15 protein-coding genes and 1 pseudogene are annotated in these 19167 nt (G+C 69.3%); 7 read left to right on the top strand and 9 right to left on the bottom strand.

The window, feature by feature from the left end; genetic code table 11:
* Positions 1 to 3 precede the first annotated feature (3 nt).
* Positions 4 to 237 (bottom strand): FAD-dependent oxidoreductase, encoded by a 234-nt coding sequence (locus QCN29_RS17605; protein ID WP_398859358.1) that lies wholly within the window; start codon positions 235 to 237, stop codon positions 4 to 6.
* A 378-nt stretch (positions 238 to 615) separates the two neighbouring features.
* On the opposite strand from QCN29_RS17605, the gene purU reads away from it, so the two are divergent.
* Complete coding sequence (gene purU, locus QCN29_RS17600) at positions 616 to 1488, top strand: formyltetrahydrofolate deformylase (RefSeq protein WP_279929142.1); 873 nt, start codon at positions 616 to 618, stop codon at positions 1486 to 1488.
* Positions 1489 to 1608: 120 nt separating this feature from the next.
* A complete protein-coding gene (locus QCN29_RS17595; RefSeq protein WP_279929140.1) occupies positions 1609 to 2406 on the top strand; it encodes an IclR family transcriptional regulator in 798 nt (265 codons plus the stop codon).
* Positions 2407 to 2416: 10 nt separating this feature from the next.
* Here QCN29_RS17595 and folP read toward each other — a convergent pair whose 3' ends face one another.
* Both folP and QCN29_RS17585 read right to left on the bottom strand, forming a co-directional pair.
* Positions 2417 to 3244 (bottom strand): dihydropteroate synthase, encoded by an 828-nt coding sequence (gene folP, locus QCN29_RS17590; protein ID WP_279929252.1) that lies wholly within the window; start codon positions 3242 to 3244, stop codon positions 2417 to 2419.
* A gap of 234 nt (positions 3245 to 3478) precedes the next feature.
* A complete protein-coding gene (locus QCN29_RS17585) occupies positions 3479 to 4339 on the bottom strand; it encodes a bifunctional methylenetetrahydrofolate dehydrogenase/methenyltetrahydrofolate cyclohydrolase (RefSeq protein WP_279929139.1) in 861 nt (286 codons plus the stop codon).
* Between the two features lie 225 nt (positions 4340 to 4564).
* On the opposite strand from QCN29_RS17585, the gene QCN29_RS17580 reads away from it, so the two are divergent.
* The 4 genes and pseudogenes from QCN29_RS17580 to QCN29_RS17565 all read left to right on the top strand — a co-directional run.
* Positions 4565 to 7069: a GcvT family protein gene (locus QCN29_RS17580; RefSeq protein WP_279929137.1), complete on the top strand. Its 2505-nt coding sequence runs from the start codon at positions 4565 to 4567 to the stop codon at positions 7067 to 7069.
* Between the two features lie 49 nt (positions 7070 to 7118).
* Positions 7119 to 7889 (top strand): electron transfer flavoprotein subunit beta/FixA family protein, encoded by a 771-nt coding sequence (locus QCN29_RS17575; RefSeq protein ID WP_279929134.1) that lies wholly within the window; start codon positions 7119 to 7121, stop codon positions 7887 to 7889.
* Positions 7886 to 8875, top strand: a complete 990-nt coding sequence (locus QCN29_RS17570) for an electron transfer flavoprotein subunit alpha/FixB family protein (RefSeq protein WP_279929133.1) — start codon at positions 7886 to 7888, stop codon at positions 8873 to 8875. The genes QCN29_RS17575 and QCN29_RS17570 overlap by 4 nt, the downstream gene beginning before the upstream one ends.
* A 238-nt stretch (positions 8876 to 9113) precedes the next feature.
* Positions 9114 to 11294: pseudogene (locus QCN29_RS17565) on the top strand ((Fe-S)-binding protein); the annotation flags it as partial.
* 705 nt (positions 11295 to 11999) lie between these two features.
* On the opposite strand, the gene QCN29_RS17560 reads toward QCN29_RS17565, so the two are convergent.
* Positions 12000 to 12671: a GntR family transcriptional regulator gene (locus tag QCN29_RS17560; protein WP_279929131.1), complete on the bottom strand. Its 672-nt coding sequence runs from the start codon at positions 12669 to 12671 to the stop codon at positions 12000 to 12002.
* Positions 12672 to 13149: 478 nt separating this feature from the next.
* Here QCN29_RS17560 and QCN29_RS17555 point away from each other — a divergent pair, with 478 nt between their 5' ends.
* Positions 13150 to 13947: an IclR family transcriptional regulator gene (locus tag QCN29_RS17555; protein ID WP_279929130.1), complete on the top strand. Its 798-nt coding sequence runs from the start codon at positions 13150 to 13152 to the stop codon at positions 13945 to 13947.
* A 13-nt stretch (positions 13948 to 13960) separates the two neighbouring features.
* Here QCN29_RS17555 and QCN29_RS17550 read toward each other — a convergent pair whose 3' ends face one another.
* The 5 genes from QCN29_RS17550 to QCN29_RS17530 all read right to left on the bottom strand — a co-directional run bounded on the left by QCN29_RS17550 (position 13961) and on the right by QCN29_RS17530 (position 18674).
* Complete coding sequence (locus QCN29_RS17550) at positions 13961 to 15091, bottom strand: aromatic ring-hydroxylating oxygenase subunit alpha (protein ID WP_279929129.1); 1131 nt, start codon at positions 15089 to 15091, stop codon at positions 13961 to 13963.
* 129 nt (positions 15092 to 15220) lie between these two features.
* On the bottom strand, positions 15221 to 16384 hold the full coding sequence (locus QCN29_RS17545) for an NAD(P)/FAD-dependent oxidoreductase (protein WP_279929127.1): 1164 nt from the start codon (positions 16382 to 16384) through the stop codon (positions 15221 to 15223).
* Positions 16381 to 16743 carry a bifunctional 3-phenylpropionate/cinnamic acid dioxygenase ferredoxin subunit gene (locus QCN29_RS17540; RefSeq protein ID WP_279929126.1) on the bottom strand — a complete coding sequence of 121 codons (363 nt, stop codon included), beginning with the start codon at positions 16741 to 16743 and terminating at the stop codon, positions 16381 to 16383. The genes QCN29_RS17545 and QCN29_RS17540 overlap by 4 nt, the downstream gene beginning before the upstream one ends.
* A gap of 216 nt (positions 16744 to 16959) precedes the next feature.
* Positions 16960 to 17589 (bottom strand): MBL fold metallo-hydrolase, encoded by a 630-nt coding sequence (locus QCN29_RS17535; RefSeq protein WP_279929124.1) that lies wholly within the window; start codon positions 17587 to 17589, stop codon positions 16960 to 16962.
* The gene (locus QCN29_RS17530; RefSeq protein WP_279929123.1) at positions 17589 to 18674 is read right to left on the bottom strand and encodes an S-(hydroxymethyl)mycothiol dehydrogenase; all 1086 of its coding nucleotides are present in this window, start codon (positions 18672 to 18674) and stop codon (positions 17589 to 17591) included. Before QCN29_RS17530 ends, QCN29_RS17535 begins: the two co-directional genes overlap by 1 nt.
* Positions 18675 to 19167 lie beyond the last annotated feature (493 nt).

Raw genomic sequence — 19167 nt, 5'->3', positions numbered from 1 at the left:
CCTTCAGTGTGGGCACAGTGGGCGGCGTAGGACCTCGTACTCGTCCGCGTCGCCCAGCTCGAGCGCGTCGGCGTCGGTGTCGCCCTTGAGGAAGTCCTTGGACAGCAGGGGCCGATCGTAGGGGGTGTGGCGCTCCTCCCCCATGACGACGATCTCGCCGTCGTAGCCCTCTGCGCGCAGCGCGCGGACCGTGCTCAGGCCTGCCGGCGACGCTCCGACGACGGTGATGCTCCTCATGCCGGCTCCAGATGGGGAGCGTCTCGTATAACACAACTACATTCGCTATACGCAACATGCTTTCCACGCAGCGCGGGCGATGTCAAGAGAGGCGACGCATATCAGTTCCTCACTATGCGCGATGTTGCGCAATTCGCAACATCTGCAGGCCGTGGAGCCCGGGTGTCCACGGCCACGGCGCCGGCTCGCCCCCAAAGCGCGGCGAGGGATGCAGGCACGTCCAAGCCGTCACCGCCGGTCGAGCGAACCCCTCAACCCGCCGAAAGGCGCGCCGGCCCGCTGCACATCACCTCTTGACCGCCCGGTCGTCCACAGTGGAGCATGTTGCGTATCGCTCATTATGTTTCGCAATACGCACCAGCGACGACGGAGGATGGCATGTCTCCTCGACCGCAGCCCGGCAGCGAGTTCGTCCTCACCCTGTCGTGCCCCGACCAGGCCGGCCTCGTCCACGCCGTGACCAGCTTTCTCGTGGACCACTCCGGCAACATCCTGGAGAGTCGCCAGTTCGACGACCGACTGCAGGACCGCTTCTTCATGCGGGTGCACTTCGACGTCTCCGATCCCGGCGTCTCGCTGCAGGACCTGCGCACTGGTTTCGGCCCGGTCAGCCAGACGTACGGGATCAACTGGCAACTGCACGACGCCTCGACCCCGACGCGCACACTGATCATGGTGTCGAAGTTCGGCCACTGCCTGAACGACCTGCTCTTCCGCAAGTCCACAGGCGCGCTCAGCATCGAGATCCCCGCGATCGTCTCCAACCACCGCCAATTCGAGGCACTGGCAGAGAGCTACGGCATCCCCTTCCACCACATCCCGGTGACCAAGGAGACCAAGGCAGAGGCCGAGGCACGGCTGCTGGAGCTCGTGGACGAGCTGAACATCGACCTGGTGGTACTGGCCCGCTATATGCAGATCCTCTCCGACGACCTGTGCAAGCAGCTCGACGGCCGGGCCATCAACATCCACCACTCCTTCCTGCCGAGCTTCAAGGGGGCCCGGCCGTACGTCCAGGCACACCGGCGTGGGGTGAAGCTCGTCGGGGCCACGGCGCATTACGTCACGCCCGACCTCGACGAAGGCCCGATCATCGAGCAGGACGTTGTGCGCGTGGACCACTCGCGCGCCCCTGACGAGCTGGTCACCATCGGCCGCGATGTCGAGGCCCAGGTACTCGCCCGCGCCGTGGAGTGGCACAGCCAGAACCGTGTACTCGTGAACGGGAACTGCACAGTGGTCTTCCGCTGACGAACGGCCGACCTTACTGCGCGAAGACGCAGACACAGCCGGTCCCAAGTGCCCGACCGGCTCCCTGTCCAGTTGCCGTGACACCCCTCGCCGCACACCACGAACGCGTACAGTTTCGCTATGAGCAACCATATTGCAGATGGCGAAACGGCAGGCCCCGCGCCGAGCGGGGTGCAGTCCGTCGACCGCGCCGTGAGCGTCCTGGAGATCCTGGCCCAGCGCGGCGAGGCGGGTGTCAGCGAGGTGGCCGCGGAGCTCGACGTCCACAAGTCGACCGCGTTCCGTCTGCTCGGGGCGCTGGAGGCGCGCGGTCTGGTCGAGCAGACGGCCGAGCGGGGCAAGTACCGGCTCGGCTTCGGGATCGTGCGCCTGGCCGGCGCGGTCACCGGCCGTCTCGACATCACCCAGCAGAGCCGGCCGGTGTGCGAGCGGCTCAGCGAGGAGATCGGCGAGACGGTCAACATCGCGGTCCTGCAGGAGCACTACGCGGTCAACCTCTACCAGGTACGCGGCCCGGGCGCGGTGGGCACGCACAACTGGATCGGGAAGCTCACGCCGCTGCACGCCACGTCGAGCGGCAAGATCCTGCTGGCCCACCTGCCGGAGAAGGAGCGCACCGACGTGCTCGCGGCGTCGGGGACGCAGAAGCTCACGCCGCACACCCTGATCGCCAGGACGAAGTTGGAGAAGAACCTCGCCGAGGCGCGGGAGCGCGGGTACGCGGTGGCGCTGGAGGAGCTCGAGATCGGACTGCACGCCATGGCGGCCCCGATCCGCTCCCGAGACGGCGACGTCATCGCCGCCCTCAGTGCCTCCGGCCCCACATACCGTTTCACCGAGGAGCGCATTCACGGACTCGGGCCCGTGCTGATCAGGGGTGCGGAGGAGGTCAGCCGCCGGATGGGCTATCTGGGCTGAGTCGGGGCGCTCAGCCCGCCGGCGGCGGTGCCGACGACGCCGCCTCCACGCCCCAGCGTGCCGTCACCCGTACCGCGTCGAGCGTCGAGGCGACATCGTGCACCCGCAGGCACCACACGCCCTGCGCCGCGGCGAGAACGGACACGGCGGTGGTCGCGGCATCACGCTGCCGCGCCGGACGCGGTTGTCCCGTCGTCCGGTCCGCCAGCAGGTGGCCCAGGAACGACTTGCGTGACGCGCCCACGAGGACGGGGTGGCCCAGGGCACGGACCTCTCCGAGGCGACCCAGCAACTCCCAGTTGTGCTCGGGCGCCTTGGCGAAGCCGAGGCCGGGGTCGATGATCAGGCAGCCGGGCCGGATACCCGCCTCCAGCGCGGCCTCGATCCTCAGGCGGAGCTCGTCGAGCACGTCGTTGACGACGTCGTCGTAGCGGGCGTTCGCCTGCATGCCGGCGGAGTGCCCACGCCAGTGCATCATCACGTACGGCGTGCCCGCCCCGGCTGCCAACGGCAGCATCACAGGGTCTGCGAGACCTCCCGAGACGTCGTTGACCAGCCGGGCACCCGCGTCCAGCGCGCGGGCGGCGACCTCTGCCCGCATGGTGTCGACGCTGACGATCGCGCCCGCCGCGGCGAGTTCCCGGACGACGGGCAGGACGCGGCGCAGCTCCTCCTCGACGGGCGGGCGGGCCGCGCCGGGGCGGGTCGACTCACCGCCGACGTCCACGATGTCCGCTCCCTGTTCGAGCAGCGCGAGCCCGTGCGCGACGGCAGCGTCCGCGGCGAACGACAGCCCGCCGTCGGAGAACGAGTCCGGGGTGACGTTCACGACGCCCATGACCAGCGTCCGGCCGGGCCGCGGCAGCCCGTGCGGGTGGAGTTCGGGCGTTCCCGGGTGGGCAGGCGTGGTGATCACTGCGTCGTACGACCGCTTGGGCTCGGGTGTGCGCCACAGCCAGTCGGGGTGGTCGGGGAGGTCGACGCCGGGGTGCGGGGGCTCATCGGACGTCTCCCTCTTCTGAAAGGCGTGCTGAAAGGTGCGGATACCGCGGGTACTTGGGGACTGGAGTGTTCATGCGTCGCCAACACTCCTCTCCGCGGCCTCGACGACGTTGGCGAGCAACATCGCCCGGGTCATGGGGCCCACTCCGCCGGGCATGGGCGCGAGCCATCCGGCGACCTGGGCGGCGTCCGGGTGGATGTCACCGACCAGACCCTGGTCGGTACGGGTGATGCCGACGTCCAGGACCGCCGCGCCCCGGCGCAGCATGTCCTTGGTGACCAGCCCGGGTGAGCCGGCGGCCGCGATGACGATGTCGGCCTCGCGCACGTGCCAGGCCAGGCCCTTGGTGCCGGTGTGGCACAGGGTCACGGTGGAGTTCTCGGAGCGGCGGGTGAGCAGCAGTCCGATGGGGCGGCCGACGGTGATGCCCCGGCCGATCACGCACACCCGCGCTCCGGCGAGGGGCACGTCGTGGCGGCGGAGCAGTTCGACGATGCCGCGCGGGGTGCACGGCAGCGGGGCCTCGACTCCGAGGGTGAGCCGACCGAGGTTGACGGGGTGCAGGCCGTCGGCGTCCTTGGCCGGGTCCATGCGTTCCAGTACGGCGCCCGCGTCCAGGTGCCTCGGCAGCGGGAGCTGGACGATGTAGCCGGTGCAGGCCGGATCGGCGTTGAGCTCGTCGATCGTCTCCTCGACCTGCTGCTGGGAGGCGTCGGCCGGCAGGTCCCGGCGGATGGACGCGATGCCGACCTGGGCGCAGTCGCGGTGCTTTCCGGCCACATAGGCGTGGCTGCCCGGGTCGTCGCCGACCAGGACGGTTCCCAGGCCCGGCGGGCGGCCGACGGTGGCGCTCAACTTGGCCACGCGCTCCGCGAGTTCCCGGCGGATCTCGGCGGCGGTCGCCTTGCCGTCGAGCATCTGTACGTTCACCGGCGTGCTCCTTTCGCTTCAAGTCGGTCCTTTGCATTGGCCACGGATGCCGATCGGGTGGGCGTAGAACACCCGATCACTGACATCTAACTGATATATGAGTCATTGAAGTCTGATAGTTCAGGCGCGTCAAGGATCAGCGAACCCCCTTGACCGCCACCTCACTGCCATATAGCGTGCTCGCAACTAGTATATCAGTTGCGTGTCACCTCGAAGGAGGCAGCCATGGCAGAGGTTCCGCCGCAGGCGAAATGCGTCGTGATCGGGTCAGGCATCGTCGGCAACAGCCTGGTCCATCACCTGGCCCGGCTGGGCTGGCGCGACATCGTGCAGATCGACAAGGGCCCGCTGCCCAACCCCGGTGGCTCGACCGGTCACGCCTCCAACTTCATCTTTCCGGTGGACCACTCCCGCGAGATCACCGATCTGACCCTGGACTCGGTGCGGCAGTACAAGGAGCTGGGTGTCTTCACCGAGTCCGGCGGCTTCGAGATCGCGCGTACCGAGGAGCGCATGGAGGAGCTGCGCCGCCGCATGTCCAGCGCCAAGGCCTGGGGCATCGAGTCGGAGCTGGTCGACCCCGCCTTCGTCAAGGAGAAGGTGCCGTTCATCGAGGAAGACCAGTTCATCGGGGCCTTCTGGACGCCGAGCGTCGGCGTGGTCGACTCCCTGCGCGCCGGCACGATCATGCGTGACGGCGCCGTCGCGAGCGGCGCGCTGACGAGCGTGCCCAACGTCGAGGTGGTCGGCCTGGACGTCGAGGACGGGCGGATCCGCCGGGTGCGCACGAACAAGGGCGACATCGAGGCCGAGTATGTAGTGATCGCCTGTGGCGTGTGGAGCCCGAAGATCGGCGACATGGCCGGCGTCAGCATCCCGCTGACCCCCGCCGTTCACCAGATGATCTCCGTAGGCCCCTGCCCGCAGCTGTCCGGGCTGCCCGGCGAGATCAACTTCCCGATCGTCCGGGACATGGACACCTTCTGCTACGAGCGCCAGCACGGCGCGGACATGGAGGTGGGGTCCTACGCCCACCGGGCGATCCTGCACGAGCCGGAGGACATCCCGAGCATCGAGCAGTCCAAGCTCAGCCCCACCGAGATGCCGTTCACCTCCGAAGACTTCGACCCGCAGCTTGAGCAGGCCTACGAGCTGATGCCCGAGTTGCTGGGCGCCGAGGGCGCGGAAATGCGGTATGCGATCAACGGCCTGCTGTCGCTGACCTGCGACGGCAACCCGATCCTCGGTGAGAGCCAGGTCAAGGGGCTGTGGACGGCGGCCGCGGTGTGGATCAAGGAGGGCCCGGGCGTCGGACGCGCGGTCGCGGAGTGGATGGTCCAGGGCCACAGCGAGATCGACCTCGCGCACAGCGACATCGCGCGCTTCTACCCCCACCAGTTGCGTCGCGAGCACACCCGGCTGCGCACCACCGAGTCGTTCATCAAGACCTACGGGATCGTCCACCCCGCCGAGCAGTACGAGTCCGACCGCGGGCAGCGGCTCTCCCCTATGCACGAGTCGGAGAAGAAGCTCGGTGCGGTCTTCTTCGAAGCGGTCGGCTGGGAGCGTCCGCAGTGGTACGAGTCCAACGCCGACCTCCTTGAGGTGTACGGCGACCGCGTGTTGCCGCGCGAGCACGAGTGGGATGCGCGCTGGTGGAGTCCGATCACCAACGCCGAGCACCTGCGGATGCGCGAGGCTGCGGGCGTCATCGACCTGACCGCCTTCGCGATGTTCGACATCACCGGTCCCGGCGCGTTGGACGCCGTCCAGCGCACCTGCGTCGCGCAGTGCGACGTGCCGGTCGGCAAGGTGATCTACACCCCGGTGCTCGACCGCAAGGGCGGGTTCGTCTCCGACCTCACCGTCATGCGCCTGGGTGAGGACCAATTCCGGGTCGTCACCGGCGGCGCGCACGGCATGGCGGACAAGAAGTGGTTCGCCGACCAGCTCGGCGACGACGCGTTCATCGAGGACCTCACCGACCGGATCTCCACGATCGGGCTGTGGGGCCCGCGGGCCCGCGACATCCTGTCGCAGCTCACCGACGCGGACGTGTCCCACGAGGGCTTCAAGTTTCTCAACTGCCGCGAGATCGACCTCGACGGCATTCCCGTGCTGGCTTCCCGGATCTCCTACGTCGGCGAGCTCGGCTGGGAGCTGTACGTCTCCTTCGACCAGGCCGCGGCGGTGTGGGACAAGCTGCTCGCGGCGGGCGCGCCGTACGGCGCCCGCCCGGTCGGGATCGGCGTCTACGTGACCACCGCGCGGATCGAGAAGGGCTACCGGGCCTTCGGCCACGAGCTCGACGCCGAGCGCACCATCGTCGAGGCGGGCATGCAGCGGCCGAAGGTGAAGGGCTACGACTTCATCGGCAAGGAGGCCTACCTCGAGCAGCGCGCGGGGGAGCCCGCGGCAGTGCTGTGCACGCTGGCCGTCGACGATCACATGTCGGCGTCCGGGGTGAAGCGGTACATGCTCGGTGGCGAGCCGATTCTCACCCGCTCCGGCGAGGCGCTCGTCGACGGGCACGGGCACCACCCCTACGTCACCGCCGCCGGCTCGGCCCCCTCGCTGGGCAAGCACCTGCTGATGGCGTATCTGCCGCCCGAGCAGGCGCGGGTCGGCAACCAGCTCGCGGTCTCCTACATGGAGGAGCTCTACCCCGTGACCGTGCTCACCAACGACGCCACGCCCCCCTTCGACCCGGACAACGGGCGGATCCGCTGATGGCGGTGCTGTCAGTGGTCGGGCCTGTCGAGACCACGAGAGGTGAACGATGACGAACGTATTGGTCTGCATCAAGCGGGTCCCTGACTCCTCCGGCGAGGTCCTGCTCACCGACGACCAGCAGGGTGTCGACGGGAGGTACGTCGGCTTCACCGTGAGCAACCACGAGAGCTGTGCGGTCGAGCTGGCGGTCCAGACCGCCGAGGCGACCGGCGGTACGGTCACGCTGCTGACCGTCGGCCCGTCCGAGGCCGCCGAGCAACTGCGGGACACGCTGGCACTCGGCTGCCACGCCGCCGTGCTGGTGGAGGCGGAGCCGACCGGGCTGGGACCGGCCGACGTGGCCCGGGAGATCGCCCACGTCGTGCGCGAGAAGGACGCCGCGGGCACGACATACGACCTGATCCTTCTCGGCAACGACGCCGCCGACAGCGGCGACTTCCAGGTGGGCATCCGGCTGGCCCACGCCCTCGGCCGGCCCGTGGTCAACGGCGTGTCGACGGTCGAGGTGGCCGACGGCCACCTGACCGCGCGGGGCGACGGCCCCGAAGGTGAGGAGACCTACTCGCTGCCGCTGCCCGCGGTCGCCACCCTGCTGGAGGGCGGGGTGGAGCCGCGCTATCCGACGCTGAAGGGCCGGATGGCGGCCAAGAAGGTCGAGATCGAGACCCGGGCCCTGTCGGCCGAGCCCGCCGGAGCCAACCGGGTGCGGCTGCTGCTGCCCCCGCCCGCGCCGTCGACGGTCGAGGTGCTGGGCGAGGGCCCGGAGGCGGCCGGCGCGGTCGCCGACCTGTTCGCAAAGCTGGGGGTGACCCGATGATTCTGGTGCTGATCGAGACCGAGAACGGCACCGCGAGCGAGATCTCGCTGGAGACGCTCGCCTTCGCCCGGTCGCTGGCGGCCGAGGGCGGCGGCATCGCCATCCGCGCCGTCGTGGTGGGCGCGGTCGAGAACCGTGACGCGCTGGCGGCCGAACTCGGCACGCACGGCGCGGCCGAGGTCCACCATGCGGTGGGCGAAGCGTTCGCGTCGTACGCCGGGGCCGCCTGGGCGGCGGCACTGCAGGCCATCCGCGAGTCGACCCGCTCGGTCGTGGTCACCGCCGCGGGCTCACCGCGGGGCAACGAGGTGCTGGCGCATCTGGCCGCCCGGCTCGACGTGCCCATGGCCGCCAACGCGACCGCGTTCCACGGCCTGGCGCCGTTCGTGGTGACCCGGCAGGTGGTCGGCGGGGCGGCCCTGGAGGAGATGAAGCTCGACCAACGGCCCGCGGTCTTCTCCGTCGCGGGCCACTCATGGTCCGTGTCGCCGGTTGAGGGCGCGTCACCCGCCGCTTGGGTGGAGGTGACCCCCGAGGTGGCCGAGTCCGACCTCGTGGCGCGGGTCGTGTCGACCGGCGCCAAGGAGGTCGACCACTCCGACTCGCTGAAGTCCGCCAAAGTCGTCGTGGGCGCCGGGCGCGGGGCTGGTGGTGCGGACGGCTTCGGCGCGGTCACCGAGCTCGCCGAACTGCTCGGCGGCACGGTCGGGGTGTCCCGGGTGGTCACCTCGCTGGGCTGGCGGCCCCACCACGAGCAGGTCGGCCAGACCGGCTCCCGGATCAGCCCGGACCTGTATATCCCGTGCGGGATCTCCGGCGCCATCCAGCACTGGGCCGGCTGCGCGTCGTCGAAGACGATCCTCGCGATCAACACCGATCCCGAGGCCCCGATGATGACCAAGGCGAACTACTCCGTCGTGGGCGACATGCACGAAGTCCTCCCCGCGGTCATCGAAGAGCTCAAGTCGCGCGGGGTGAGCGGATGAAGCCGTGAGTGACGGCTGCTGAGTGACTCGCCGCAGACGGGCTCTGACCCCGCGAGGCAGCTCACCGCCCTGGAGCGAGGCTGCGGCGCCCGCAGGGATGCCGGGGCCTCCTCCATTCCGTCCACCGTGGGAAGGCCGGATCCGCACCCACGGATCCGCACCCATATGCAGCTTTGCCGGCCGGCGCACAAGGCTCCGCCACTCCCCCGGCCAGAAGACCGTCCTTGAGGAGCCCTTGATGCAGATCTTCGCCATGGTGGCGTCGCCGGCGCTCACGCTGGCCGCCCTGTTCGTCCTGGTCCCCGCTGTCCGGAGCATGCTCAGGGTGATCCGGATGGGCCAGCCCGCGAGCCCGAGCCGCACCGGCGATCCGGTCGCTCGTACGGTCACCATGCTCAAGGAGACCGTGCTGCACACCCGGATGCTCCAGTGGACCTGGGTCGGCATCATGCACTGGTTCGTGTTCGCGGCGTTCCTCTTCCTGAGCACCGCGGTGGTGGGCGCCTACGTCCAGCTCTTCGACCCCGAGTGGGCGTGGCCGGTCGTGGGCCACTGGTATCCCTTCGAGTGGTTCAGCGAGTTCATCGGCGCGCTGAGCACGGTCGGCATCGTCTGGCTGATCGTCTACCGGCAGAAGCACCACCCACGCAGCGAGGGCCGTAAGAGCCGGTTCTTCGGCTCGACGTTCTGGCAGGCCTACTTCGTCGAGTGCCTGGCCCTGCTGGAGGGTGCGGCGATCCTGTTCATCCGGGGCGCGGAGTACCACCTTGCCGACGATGAGCACGCGACCCGCGCGCACTTCCCCCTCTCGTCCTGGCTCGGTGAGGCGCTCTACCCGGCCGGCCAGAGCGCCAACGAGAACCTCGTCTACTTCATCGCGTTCTTCAAGATCGCGCTGGCGATGGCCTGGCTGATCGTCATCGGCCGCAACCTGACCATGGGTATCGCCTGGCACCGGTTCACCGCCTGGTTCAACATCTGGTTCAAGCGTGAGTCCTCGGGCCGTACGGCGCTGGGCGCGGTCAAGCCGCTCGCTGTCGGCGGCACGGCGATCACCCTGGAGGACCTCGACGACCTCGACGAGGACGCCGCGCTCGGCGTCGGCGCGATCGAGAACTTCTCCTGGAAGGGCCTCCTCGACTTCACCACCTGCACCGAGTGCGGTCGCTGCCAGTCGCAGTGCCCGGCCTGGAACACCCAGAAGCCGCTCTCGCCGAAGCTGCTGATGAAGGGCCTGCGCGAGCACAGCTACCTCAAGGCCGCCGGCCTGGCCGGACACGCCGACCGGGCGCTGATCGGCAAGGGCGACGCGGGCGGGGAGTCCTACAACCCCGAGGGCGCCGACTTCGTCGTCGACGCGGATGTGCTCTGGTCGTGCACCATGTGCGGCGCCTGCGTCGAGCAGTGCCCGGTCGACATCGAGCACGTCGACCACATCGTCGACATGCGCCGCTACCAGGTACTGATCGAGTCGAACTTCCCCGCCGAGCTCAACCAGGTCTTCAAGGGCCTTGAGACCAGGGGCAACCCCTGGAACATGGCGGCGAGCGCGCGCATGGACTGGGCCAAGGGCCTGCCGTTCGAGGTCAAAGAGGTCGGCAAGGACCTGGAGTCGCTGGAGTCGGTCGACTGGCTGTTCTGGGTCGGCTGCGCCGGCGCCTACGAGGACCGGGCCAAGAAGACCACCCGCGCGGTCGCCGAACTGCTCCACATGGCGGGCGTTTCCTTCGGCGTACTCGGCAACAACGAGACCTGCACCGGCGACTCGGCCCGCCGCGCCGGCAACGAGTTCGTCTACCAGGCCCTGGCCCGGGAGAACGTCGAGACCTTCAAGGAGTTCAAGGTCAAGAAGGTGGTCGCGACCTGCGCCCACTGCTTCAACACGCTGAAGAACGAATACAAGGAATTCGGCATCGAGCTCGAGGTCGTCCACCACACGCAGTTGCTCAACCGGCTGGTGCGTGAGGGCAGGCTGAAGCCGGTCGCCCCCGATCCCGGATCGAACACGCGGTCGATCACTTATCACGACCCGTGCTACCTCGGCCGGCACAACCAGGTCTACAGCCCGCCGCGCGAGCTGCTGTCGGCGCTGCCGGGCTCTTCGTACGTCGAGATGGAGCGCAACTCGGAGCGGTCCTTCTGCTGTGGGGCGGGCGGCGCCCGGATGTGGATGGAGGAGAGCCTCGGCGAGCGGATCAACATGAACCGCAGCGCAGAGGCCGTCGGCACCGGTGCCGACCAGATCGTGGTCGGCTGCCCCTTCTGCCGGGTGATGCTCTCCGACGGAGTCACGGCGCTCCAGGCCAAGTCCGAGGCCCGCGAGGAGGTCGAGGTCCTCGACGTCGCACAGATGCTGCTCGCCTCGGTCAAGGCCGGTGAGACCGCGACCGAGGCCGAGAAGGCGCCCGCCGGTGCTCCCACCGCCGCGGCCGCCCCGGCCACCCCTGCCGCCGCTCCTGCCGAGCCCGCCGCCTCCAGTGCCACCGGCACCACCGGCACTACCGGCACCACCGGGACGTCGCTGTTCGACGAAGCGCCCGTGAAGCCGGCCTCCGGCGGCTCACTGTTCGACCAACACACAGCCGAACCGACCACTCCAGCCACCACAAACGCCTCGCTGTTCGACGAGACACCCGCACAGGCACCCGCGAAGCCGGCCTCCGGCGGCTCACTGTTCGACGCACCCGCTGCCGAGCCGCCCCCCGCGCCAGCCACCACAAGCGCCTCGCTGTTCGACGAGGCACCCACCGAAGCCACACCGTCCAGCAGCTCACTCTTCGACACGCCCGCCACCCAGACACTCCCCGCACCAGCCGCCACGGGCGGCTCGCTCTTCGACGTCCCGGCCGACGAGGCACCGGTGCCCGCGACCACCGCAGCGCCCACGCCGTCAGGCTCCCTCTTCGACGTCGAGGAGGAGCCGGCGGCCCCCGGTGCTCAGTCGGCGGCGGAGCCGGTGGCCCGGCCCGAACCGAAGGCCGAGGCCGCACCGGAGCAGCACGAAGCCCCGGAGAAGCCGAAGGGCCTCTTCGACCTCTGATCGCTCCGGCCCGACCAGAATTCGCGTGCCCCCATGCCGGATTCCTGGCATGGGGGCACAGCCGGTCGGCAAGCGTGCGGACGGTCAGAGCACGCCGCGGATCTCACGGGCAAAGCCGGCGATGTGCTCACGGGTGAGGCGCTCGGCGCGGTCGACGTCGCCGTCGGCGACGGCGTCGAGCAGGTCCGCGTGCTCGACGATGTGGTGTGCAAGGTCGGGAAGCCGATCGATGACCAGGCACCAGATTCGGGTGGCCAGGTTGTCGTAGCGGATCAGCACGTCCTCGAGGTGCGGGTTGCCGGCCGCCTTGTAGATGAGCCGGTGCAGCGCCATGTCCGTCCGCATCATCGCGGTGCGATCACCGCGGGGGCTCTCAAGGCTCCTCACCTCGTCGGCCTTGGCTCGCAGCACGTCGCGCATGGCGTCACCTGCGTGGACGGCGGCCCGCCGTGCCGCGAACGGCATGAGCTGCTCGCGGATGTCGGAGATCGCGCCGAGCTCGGTCACGTCGATGGCGGTGGCGAATGTGCCCCGGCGAGGGTAGGACACCACGAGATGGTCGGTCTCGAGCCGCTTGAGTGCCTCGCGAACGGGTGTGCGTCCAACGCCGACCTCCGCGGCAAGCTGGTTGTCGTTGATCGGCTCGCCGGGCCGGATGTCGAGCATGACCAATCGATCCCGAAGGCGCTCGTAGGCCTGGTCGGCCAATGACATCGGCGCCGCGTCGGTCACGTGGGAGGCCTCGGGGCTGGTCATCTTTCGGCCGCCTCTTCCTTGGCGCGGGACTGGTGACATCAGCACCCTCGACTCTGACATACCTCAAATATATCAGCTCGCCGGTGGTCAGAGCACTGATCCGCATCCTGCGCTACCCGGGCCGCGGCCATGACATCGGAAAACGGCCCGACACACAAGAGGGCCCGGCAGGCCGTCCCCGCAGCCTGCCGGGTCTTTCGCAGTGACCGCCGCGTCGGCCTCGCAGCCGGCCTACGGGTTGACCGCGAGGTCGAAGCCGCCGCACGGGTCGGAGCCGCTCGAGCCGCCGGCCTCCGGGGGCCGACCCTCGCACCGCCGGAGGCGGTGAGGGTGGGACCGAGGGCGCCATGCAGGCCGCACCGGCATGCTGGCCGCGGTAGCGTTATACGCACCAAGTTGCGTAAAGGGCAACTTCCGAGGACGTCATTTCGTTGTCGTCACTTGCAGTAGCGTTGTTTACTGTGGGTATAGTTGCGTTGTGAGCAACTACAACCTTGAAACCGAAACCTCAAATTCTCACACCGGCGGAGTACAGTCGGTGGACCGAGCCATCAGCGTCCTGGAGATCCTGGCCCACCGCGGCGAGGCGGGCGTCAGCGAGGTGGCGGGCGAGATTGATGTTCACAAGTCCACCGCGTTCCGCCTGCTCGGCGCCCTGGAGTCGCGCGGCCTGGTCGAGCAGGCGGGCGAGCGCGGCAAGTACCGGCTGGGCTTCGGCATCGTGCGCCTGGCCGGTGCGGCCACGGCGCGCATCGACATCACCCAGCAGGGCCGCCCGGTCTGCGAGGACCTCGCCGAGGAGATCGGCGAGACTGTCAACATCGCCGTACTGCGGGAGCACTACGCGGTCAACCTCTACCAGGTGCGCGGCCCGGGGGCCATCACCGCCCAGAACTGGGTCGGCCAGCTGACCCCGTTGCACGCCACCTCGAGCGGCAAGGTCCTGCTGGCCCATCTGCCCGCCAAGGAGCGTGCCGCGCTGATGACCCAGTCCGGGATGAAGAAGGTCACCTCGCACACCATCACCGCGAAGACGAAGCTCGAGAGGAACCTCACCGAGATCCGGGAGCGTGGCTACGCCTGGGCCATGGAGGAACTGGAGCTCGGTCTGCACGCCATCGCCGCTCCCATTCGCAATCGAGACGGAGAGATCGTCGCGGCGGTGAGCGCGTCCGGGCCTTCGTACCGGCTCACCGAGGAGCGCCTGCACGAGCTCGCTCCGGTGCTGGTCAAGGGCGCGGAGGAGATCAGCCATCGGATAGGTTACCTGGGCTGACCGCCCTCCTCGCCTACTGCTGGTGGGTGCCCAGTCGCTCGTGCAGCCAGTCGTGGAAGGCGCCGATGTGGTGCTCGCTGGGCACCAGGACACCGCCCTTGGCGTACATCCGGGAGTTCATTGCGGGCTGGGTGCGCTCGCAGGCGTCGAAGTCCTGCTGGTTGACCCGGTGGAAGAGCTCCACGGACCGGCTGACGTCCTTGCCGCTGTCCACGACGTGCGGCAGGTACAGCCAGTCGCACTCCACGATCGTGCGGTCCTGGGCCATCGGGAACATGCGGTGGTAGATGACGTGGTCGGGCACGAGGTTGATGAAGACCTGCGGCCGGACGGTGATGGCGTAGTAGCGGCGGTCCTGATCCTCGGCGACACCCGGAATGCGGTCGAGACCCTCGGAGCCGTCGACGGTGAAGCCCTTGACCTCCTCGCCGAACTCGGCGCCGTGGCCGACGTAGTACTGGGCGGCGAAGCCGTCCGCGAACTCCGGCAGCACCTCGGTGAGTTCGGGGTGGATCGTGGCGCAGTGGTAGCACTCCATGAAGTTCTCGATGATGAGCTTCCAGTTCGCCTTCACGTCGTAGACGATCCGCTTGCCGACCGAGAGGTTCTCGATGCCGTAGCGCTCGATCGACTCGGCGTCGCCCAGCCGCGCGACAACGTCGCCGATGACGGCCTCCTCGAAGGAAGGGGGGTTCTCCGCAAGGCACACCCAGACATAGCCGAGCCATTCACGGGTGGCCACGCCGACCAGGCCGTACTCGTTGCGGCCGATGTCGGGCATCTTGGTGAGGTTGGGCGCCGCGACGAGCTTGCCGTCCAAGCCGTAGGTCCAGGCGTGGTACGGGCACTGGAAACCCCGCTTGACCTCGCCGGTCTCCTCCATGCAGAGCCTGGCGCCGCGGTGTCGGCAGATGTTGAAGTAGGCGCGGATCGAGTTGTCGCGGGCCCGCGTGACGAGGATGCTCTCGCGACCGACGTCGACGGTCCGGAAGGCGCCGGGCTTCGCCAGGTCCGACGAGCGCGCGACGCAGAACCACATGGACTCAAAAATGTGCTCCTGCTCCTGGGCGAAGATCCCGGGATCGGTGTAGAAGGAGCCGGGGAGGGTGGCGATCAGGCTGTCCGGCAGGCTGGTCGAGGTCACGGTGCACTCCTCGGAGAACGTCGTGGTGGGGTCATTCACGCGCCGGGAAGAACGACTCCGGTGGCGTTGCGTATGAGGCAATTCTGCGCGCCATGTGCAACCGCAGCATCGGCTGCCTCAAGGGCGGTGTCAAGATGTGGGGCGGGCGAGCTGCTTGCGCCAGCGGGTGAACAGCCGCGGCTGGTTCATTCCGAGTGCGGCGACGGGCTCACCGGCACGCCGGTATACGGCGAGGACGTTGCGGTCGTCCGCGGAGCCTTCCTCGATCGTCACGCTGTCGGCGTCGGCCGCATGGCCGACGAACTGGATCTTCACGCCGTACTGGTCCGACCAGAAGTACGGCGGCCGGGGCACACCCGGTTCCACGGCACCGCCCGCCAGCAGCGTGGCGATCGCGGCGTCGGGGCGCTCGCGCGCACCGGTCCAGTGTTCCACGCGGCGATGGGCGCCCGTACGAGGGTCGTACCAGTTGGCGCAGTCACCGACCGCGACCACGCCGGCCAGGCTGGTGCGGCCGTCCGCACCGCACTTGACGCCGTTGTCGAGCTCGACGCCGGATCCTTCCAGCCACTCGACGCAGGGGCGTGCGCCCACGCCGACCACGACGATGTCGGCGGGGATGCTGCGGCCGTCCTCCAGCAGGGCGGCGTCCACCCGGGTCTCCCCGCCCAGCCCCTTGACGCCCACGCCGCACTCCAGCCGTACGCCGTGGTCGGCGTGGAGGGCGGAGACCACGGCGCCCATGGTCTCGCCGAGCGGTCCGGCGAGCGGCGTCGGGGCCGCCTCGACCACCGTCACGTCGAGCCCGAGGGCGTAGGCGGTGGAGGCGACCTCGGCGCCGATGAATCCGCCGCCGATCACCACCAGCCGTCCGCCGCGGGCCAGTTCGTCCCGTAGGGTGCGGGCGTCGTCCAGGGTGCGCACGACGTGCACTCCGGCCAGGCCCTCGCAGCCGGGCAGGGTGCGCGGGGCGGCGCCGGTCGCGATGACGACGCCGTCGGCGCGGACCTCCCGGCCGTCGTCGAGGCGGACGGCGCGATGGGTGGGGTCGAGTCCGGTGGCGCGGGTGCCGAGCAGCCACTCCGCCTGCAGGTCCTCGTCGTCCACCTCCAACGCGAGGTCGGCTTCGCCGACGGCGCCGGCCAGGAACTCCTTGGACAGCGGGGGCCGGTCGTACGGGCGGTGGAGCTCGTCTCCGATGACCACCAGCCGCCCGTCGTAGCCCTGCTTCCGCAGTGAGCGCGCGGCCGACAGTCCGGCCAGCGAGGCGCCCACCACTGCCACCGTCCTCACGCGGAGATCCCGGCGAGCTTGCGCACGGCGCAGTGCGGCAGGTTGGGGGCGGCCGTGGACAGCTTGACGTAGACCATGCCGCTCTCGACGACGACCTCGTGGGTCCGGACCGGAAGCTTGGCCGGCGGGGCGTCGACCTCACCGGTCTTGAGGTTGAACTTCGAGGCGTGCAGGGGGCATTCCACCCAGCAGTCCTCCACCCAGCCGTCGGCGAGCGAAGCGTCCTGGTGGGTGCACGTGTCGTCGATGGCGAAGAGCTCGCCGTCCTCGGTGTGGAACACCGTGACCGCCGGGTCGGTCTCGAGCCGGAAGGCCTCTCCTCGCGGCAGATCCGCCAGAGGACACGCGGGAATCATCATGACCACCTCGGTGCGTATAACGAAACTGATTGCGGTAAGCGCAACGCCAGTTTGAGGTCGCCCGGAACCCCGTGTCAAGGCGTTCAGAGGGCACCGTGAGCCATTCCTTGCGTTGCGTCATGCAAAACTTAATTCGCATAGGACAACAACAGCCCGCCACATCGGCTTGCGATGGCCGCGAGCCGAGGGCGGGCGTGCGAGGGTCTCCGGTGGGCGTCAGAAACCGCGGTCGATCCACTCCTGGAGGTGCGGGGCCTCGGCGGCGACGGTGGTCGTCTCCCCGTGTCCGGTATGCACGACGGTGTCTCCCGGCAGCGTCAGCAGCCGGTCCCTGATCGACTCGACGATGGTCGGAAAGTGGCTGTACGACCTCCCCGTCGCCCCCGGCCCGCCGGCAAACAGCGTGTCGCCGCTGAAGAGCGCCGTCAGCGCCGGCGTGTACAGACAGACCGCGCCGGGGGCGTGGCCGGGCGTGTGCAGCACCGTCAGCTCGACGCCGGCCACCGTGATGCCCTGGCCGTCGGTCAATTCGGCGTCCGGCGCCTTGTCTGGATGGGTCTGCTTCCACAGCGGCAGGTCGTCCGGGTGGAGGAGGATCGGGGCACCCGTGCGCGCCGCGAGTTCGGGGGCGGCGTCGATGTGGTCGTTGTGCGCGTGCGTGCACACGATGGCCCTGAGGGTGCGCCCGCCGACGGCCCGGGCGATCGCCCCGGCGTCATGCGCGGCGTCGATGACGATCGCCTCAAAGTCGTCGCCGACGATCCACACGTTGTTGTCGACGTCCCAGGTGCCGCCGTCCAGCGAGAACGTGCCCGAGGTGACGAGGTGCTCGATACGGGCGGCCATCAGAGGACCACCACCGAGCGCAGCACATCGCCGTGGTGCATCCGCTCGAAGGCCTTCTCGACCTCGTCCAGCGCGATGGTCTCGGTGACGAAGGCGTCCAGGTCCAGCCGGCCCTGGAGATAGAGGTCGATGAGCATCGGGAAGTCGCGCGACGGCAGGCAGTCGCCGTACCAGGATGACTTCAGGGAGCCACCCCGGCCGAAGACGTCCAGCAGCGGCAGCTCCAGCTTCATCTCCGGGGTCGGCACGCCGACCAGGACGACCGTGCCGGCGAGGTCGCGGGCGTAGAAGGCCTGCTTGTACGTCTCGGGGCGGCCGACCGCCTCGATGACGACGTCGGCGCCGAAGCCGCCGGTCAGCTCGCGGATCGCCTCGACGGCGTCGGCGTCCTTGGAGTTGACGGTGTGGGTCGCGCCCAGGTTCCTGGCGGTCTCCAGCTTGCGGTCGTCGATGTCGACCGCGATGACCTTGGCCGCGCCCGCCAGGTTCGCCCCGGCGATCGCCGCGGCCCCGACCCCGCCACAGCCGATGACGGCGACGGAGTCACCGCGGCCGACGCTGCCGGTGTTGATGGCCGCGCCGATGCCCGCCATCACGCCGCACCCGAGCAGACCGGCGGCGGCCGCCGACGCGGTCGGGTCGACCTTGGTGCACTGCCCGGCCGCGACGAGCGTCTTCTCCGCGAACGCTCCGATGCCCAGCGCCGGCGAGAGCTCGGTGCCGTCCAGCAAGGTCATCTTCTGCTTGGCATTGTGGGTGTTGAAGCAGTACCAGGACTCTCCGCGCTGACAGGCACGGCACTGGCCGCACACCGCACGCCAGTTAAGGATCACGAAGTCGCCGGGCGCGACGTCGGTGACCCCCTCCCCCACCGACTCCACGATGCCCGCGGCCTCATGGCCCAGCAGGAACGGGAAGTCGTCGTTGATGCCGCCCTCGCGATAGTGCAGATCGGTGTGGCAGACCCCGCAGGCCTCGATCTTCACCAGCGCCTCACCCGGACCGGGGTCGGGCACAATGATCGTTTCCAGGCTGACGGGGGCGCCCTTGCCCCGCGCGACGACGGCACGGACCTGGTGCATCATGGCCACTCCTCGGCTATACGAGATCTGAAACAGGTGTTGCTCATTACGGCACATATCTCATGCTCCGCAACACAGCATCCTGAAGTGCCGACGGGCCGGGGGTCAAGGGATTCACCGCCCGCCGCAATGCGCGAGGCGGTCACGGACGGAGCGCCGTCCTCGCCGGAGAGCGAGCCCAGCCTCGGCCGCGCCGGGCCCGGCGGCACGAGCCTGACGGCCGGCTCCGCGTCCGGACCTCCAGACCGGAATGGGCGCTCCCCGGCCACGGCCCGGCCGGCCTCACCGCGACACAGAGGCGGCGCCCGGCGCCCCGTACGCCACCACCGCGGCCGCCGACCAGCAGGCCGCCCGTCACCTCATGGGTCACAGCTCGATTCCGATGCCGGCCGAGAGCCCAGCGACTGGCCGAAGGGGCTTGACGGCAAGACACAGGGCGTGTTCCCTGTTGCGCCAACAGCGAACAATTTCTCATTGCGCAACACTGCACCCTGTG

The organism is Streptomyces chengmaiensis, assembly GCF_029846775.1.
GTDB lineage: Bacteria > Actinomycetota > Actinomycetes > Streptomycetales > Streptomycetaceae > Streptomyces > Streptomyces chengmaiensis.
Note: the sequence above shows the minus strand (reverse complement) of the source record. Positions and strands in the feature narration are given on the sequence as shown.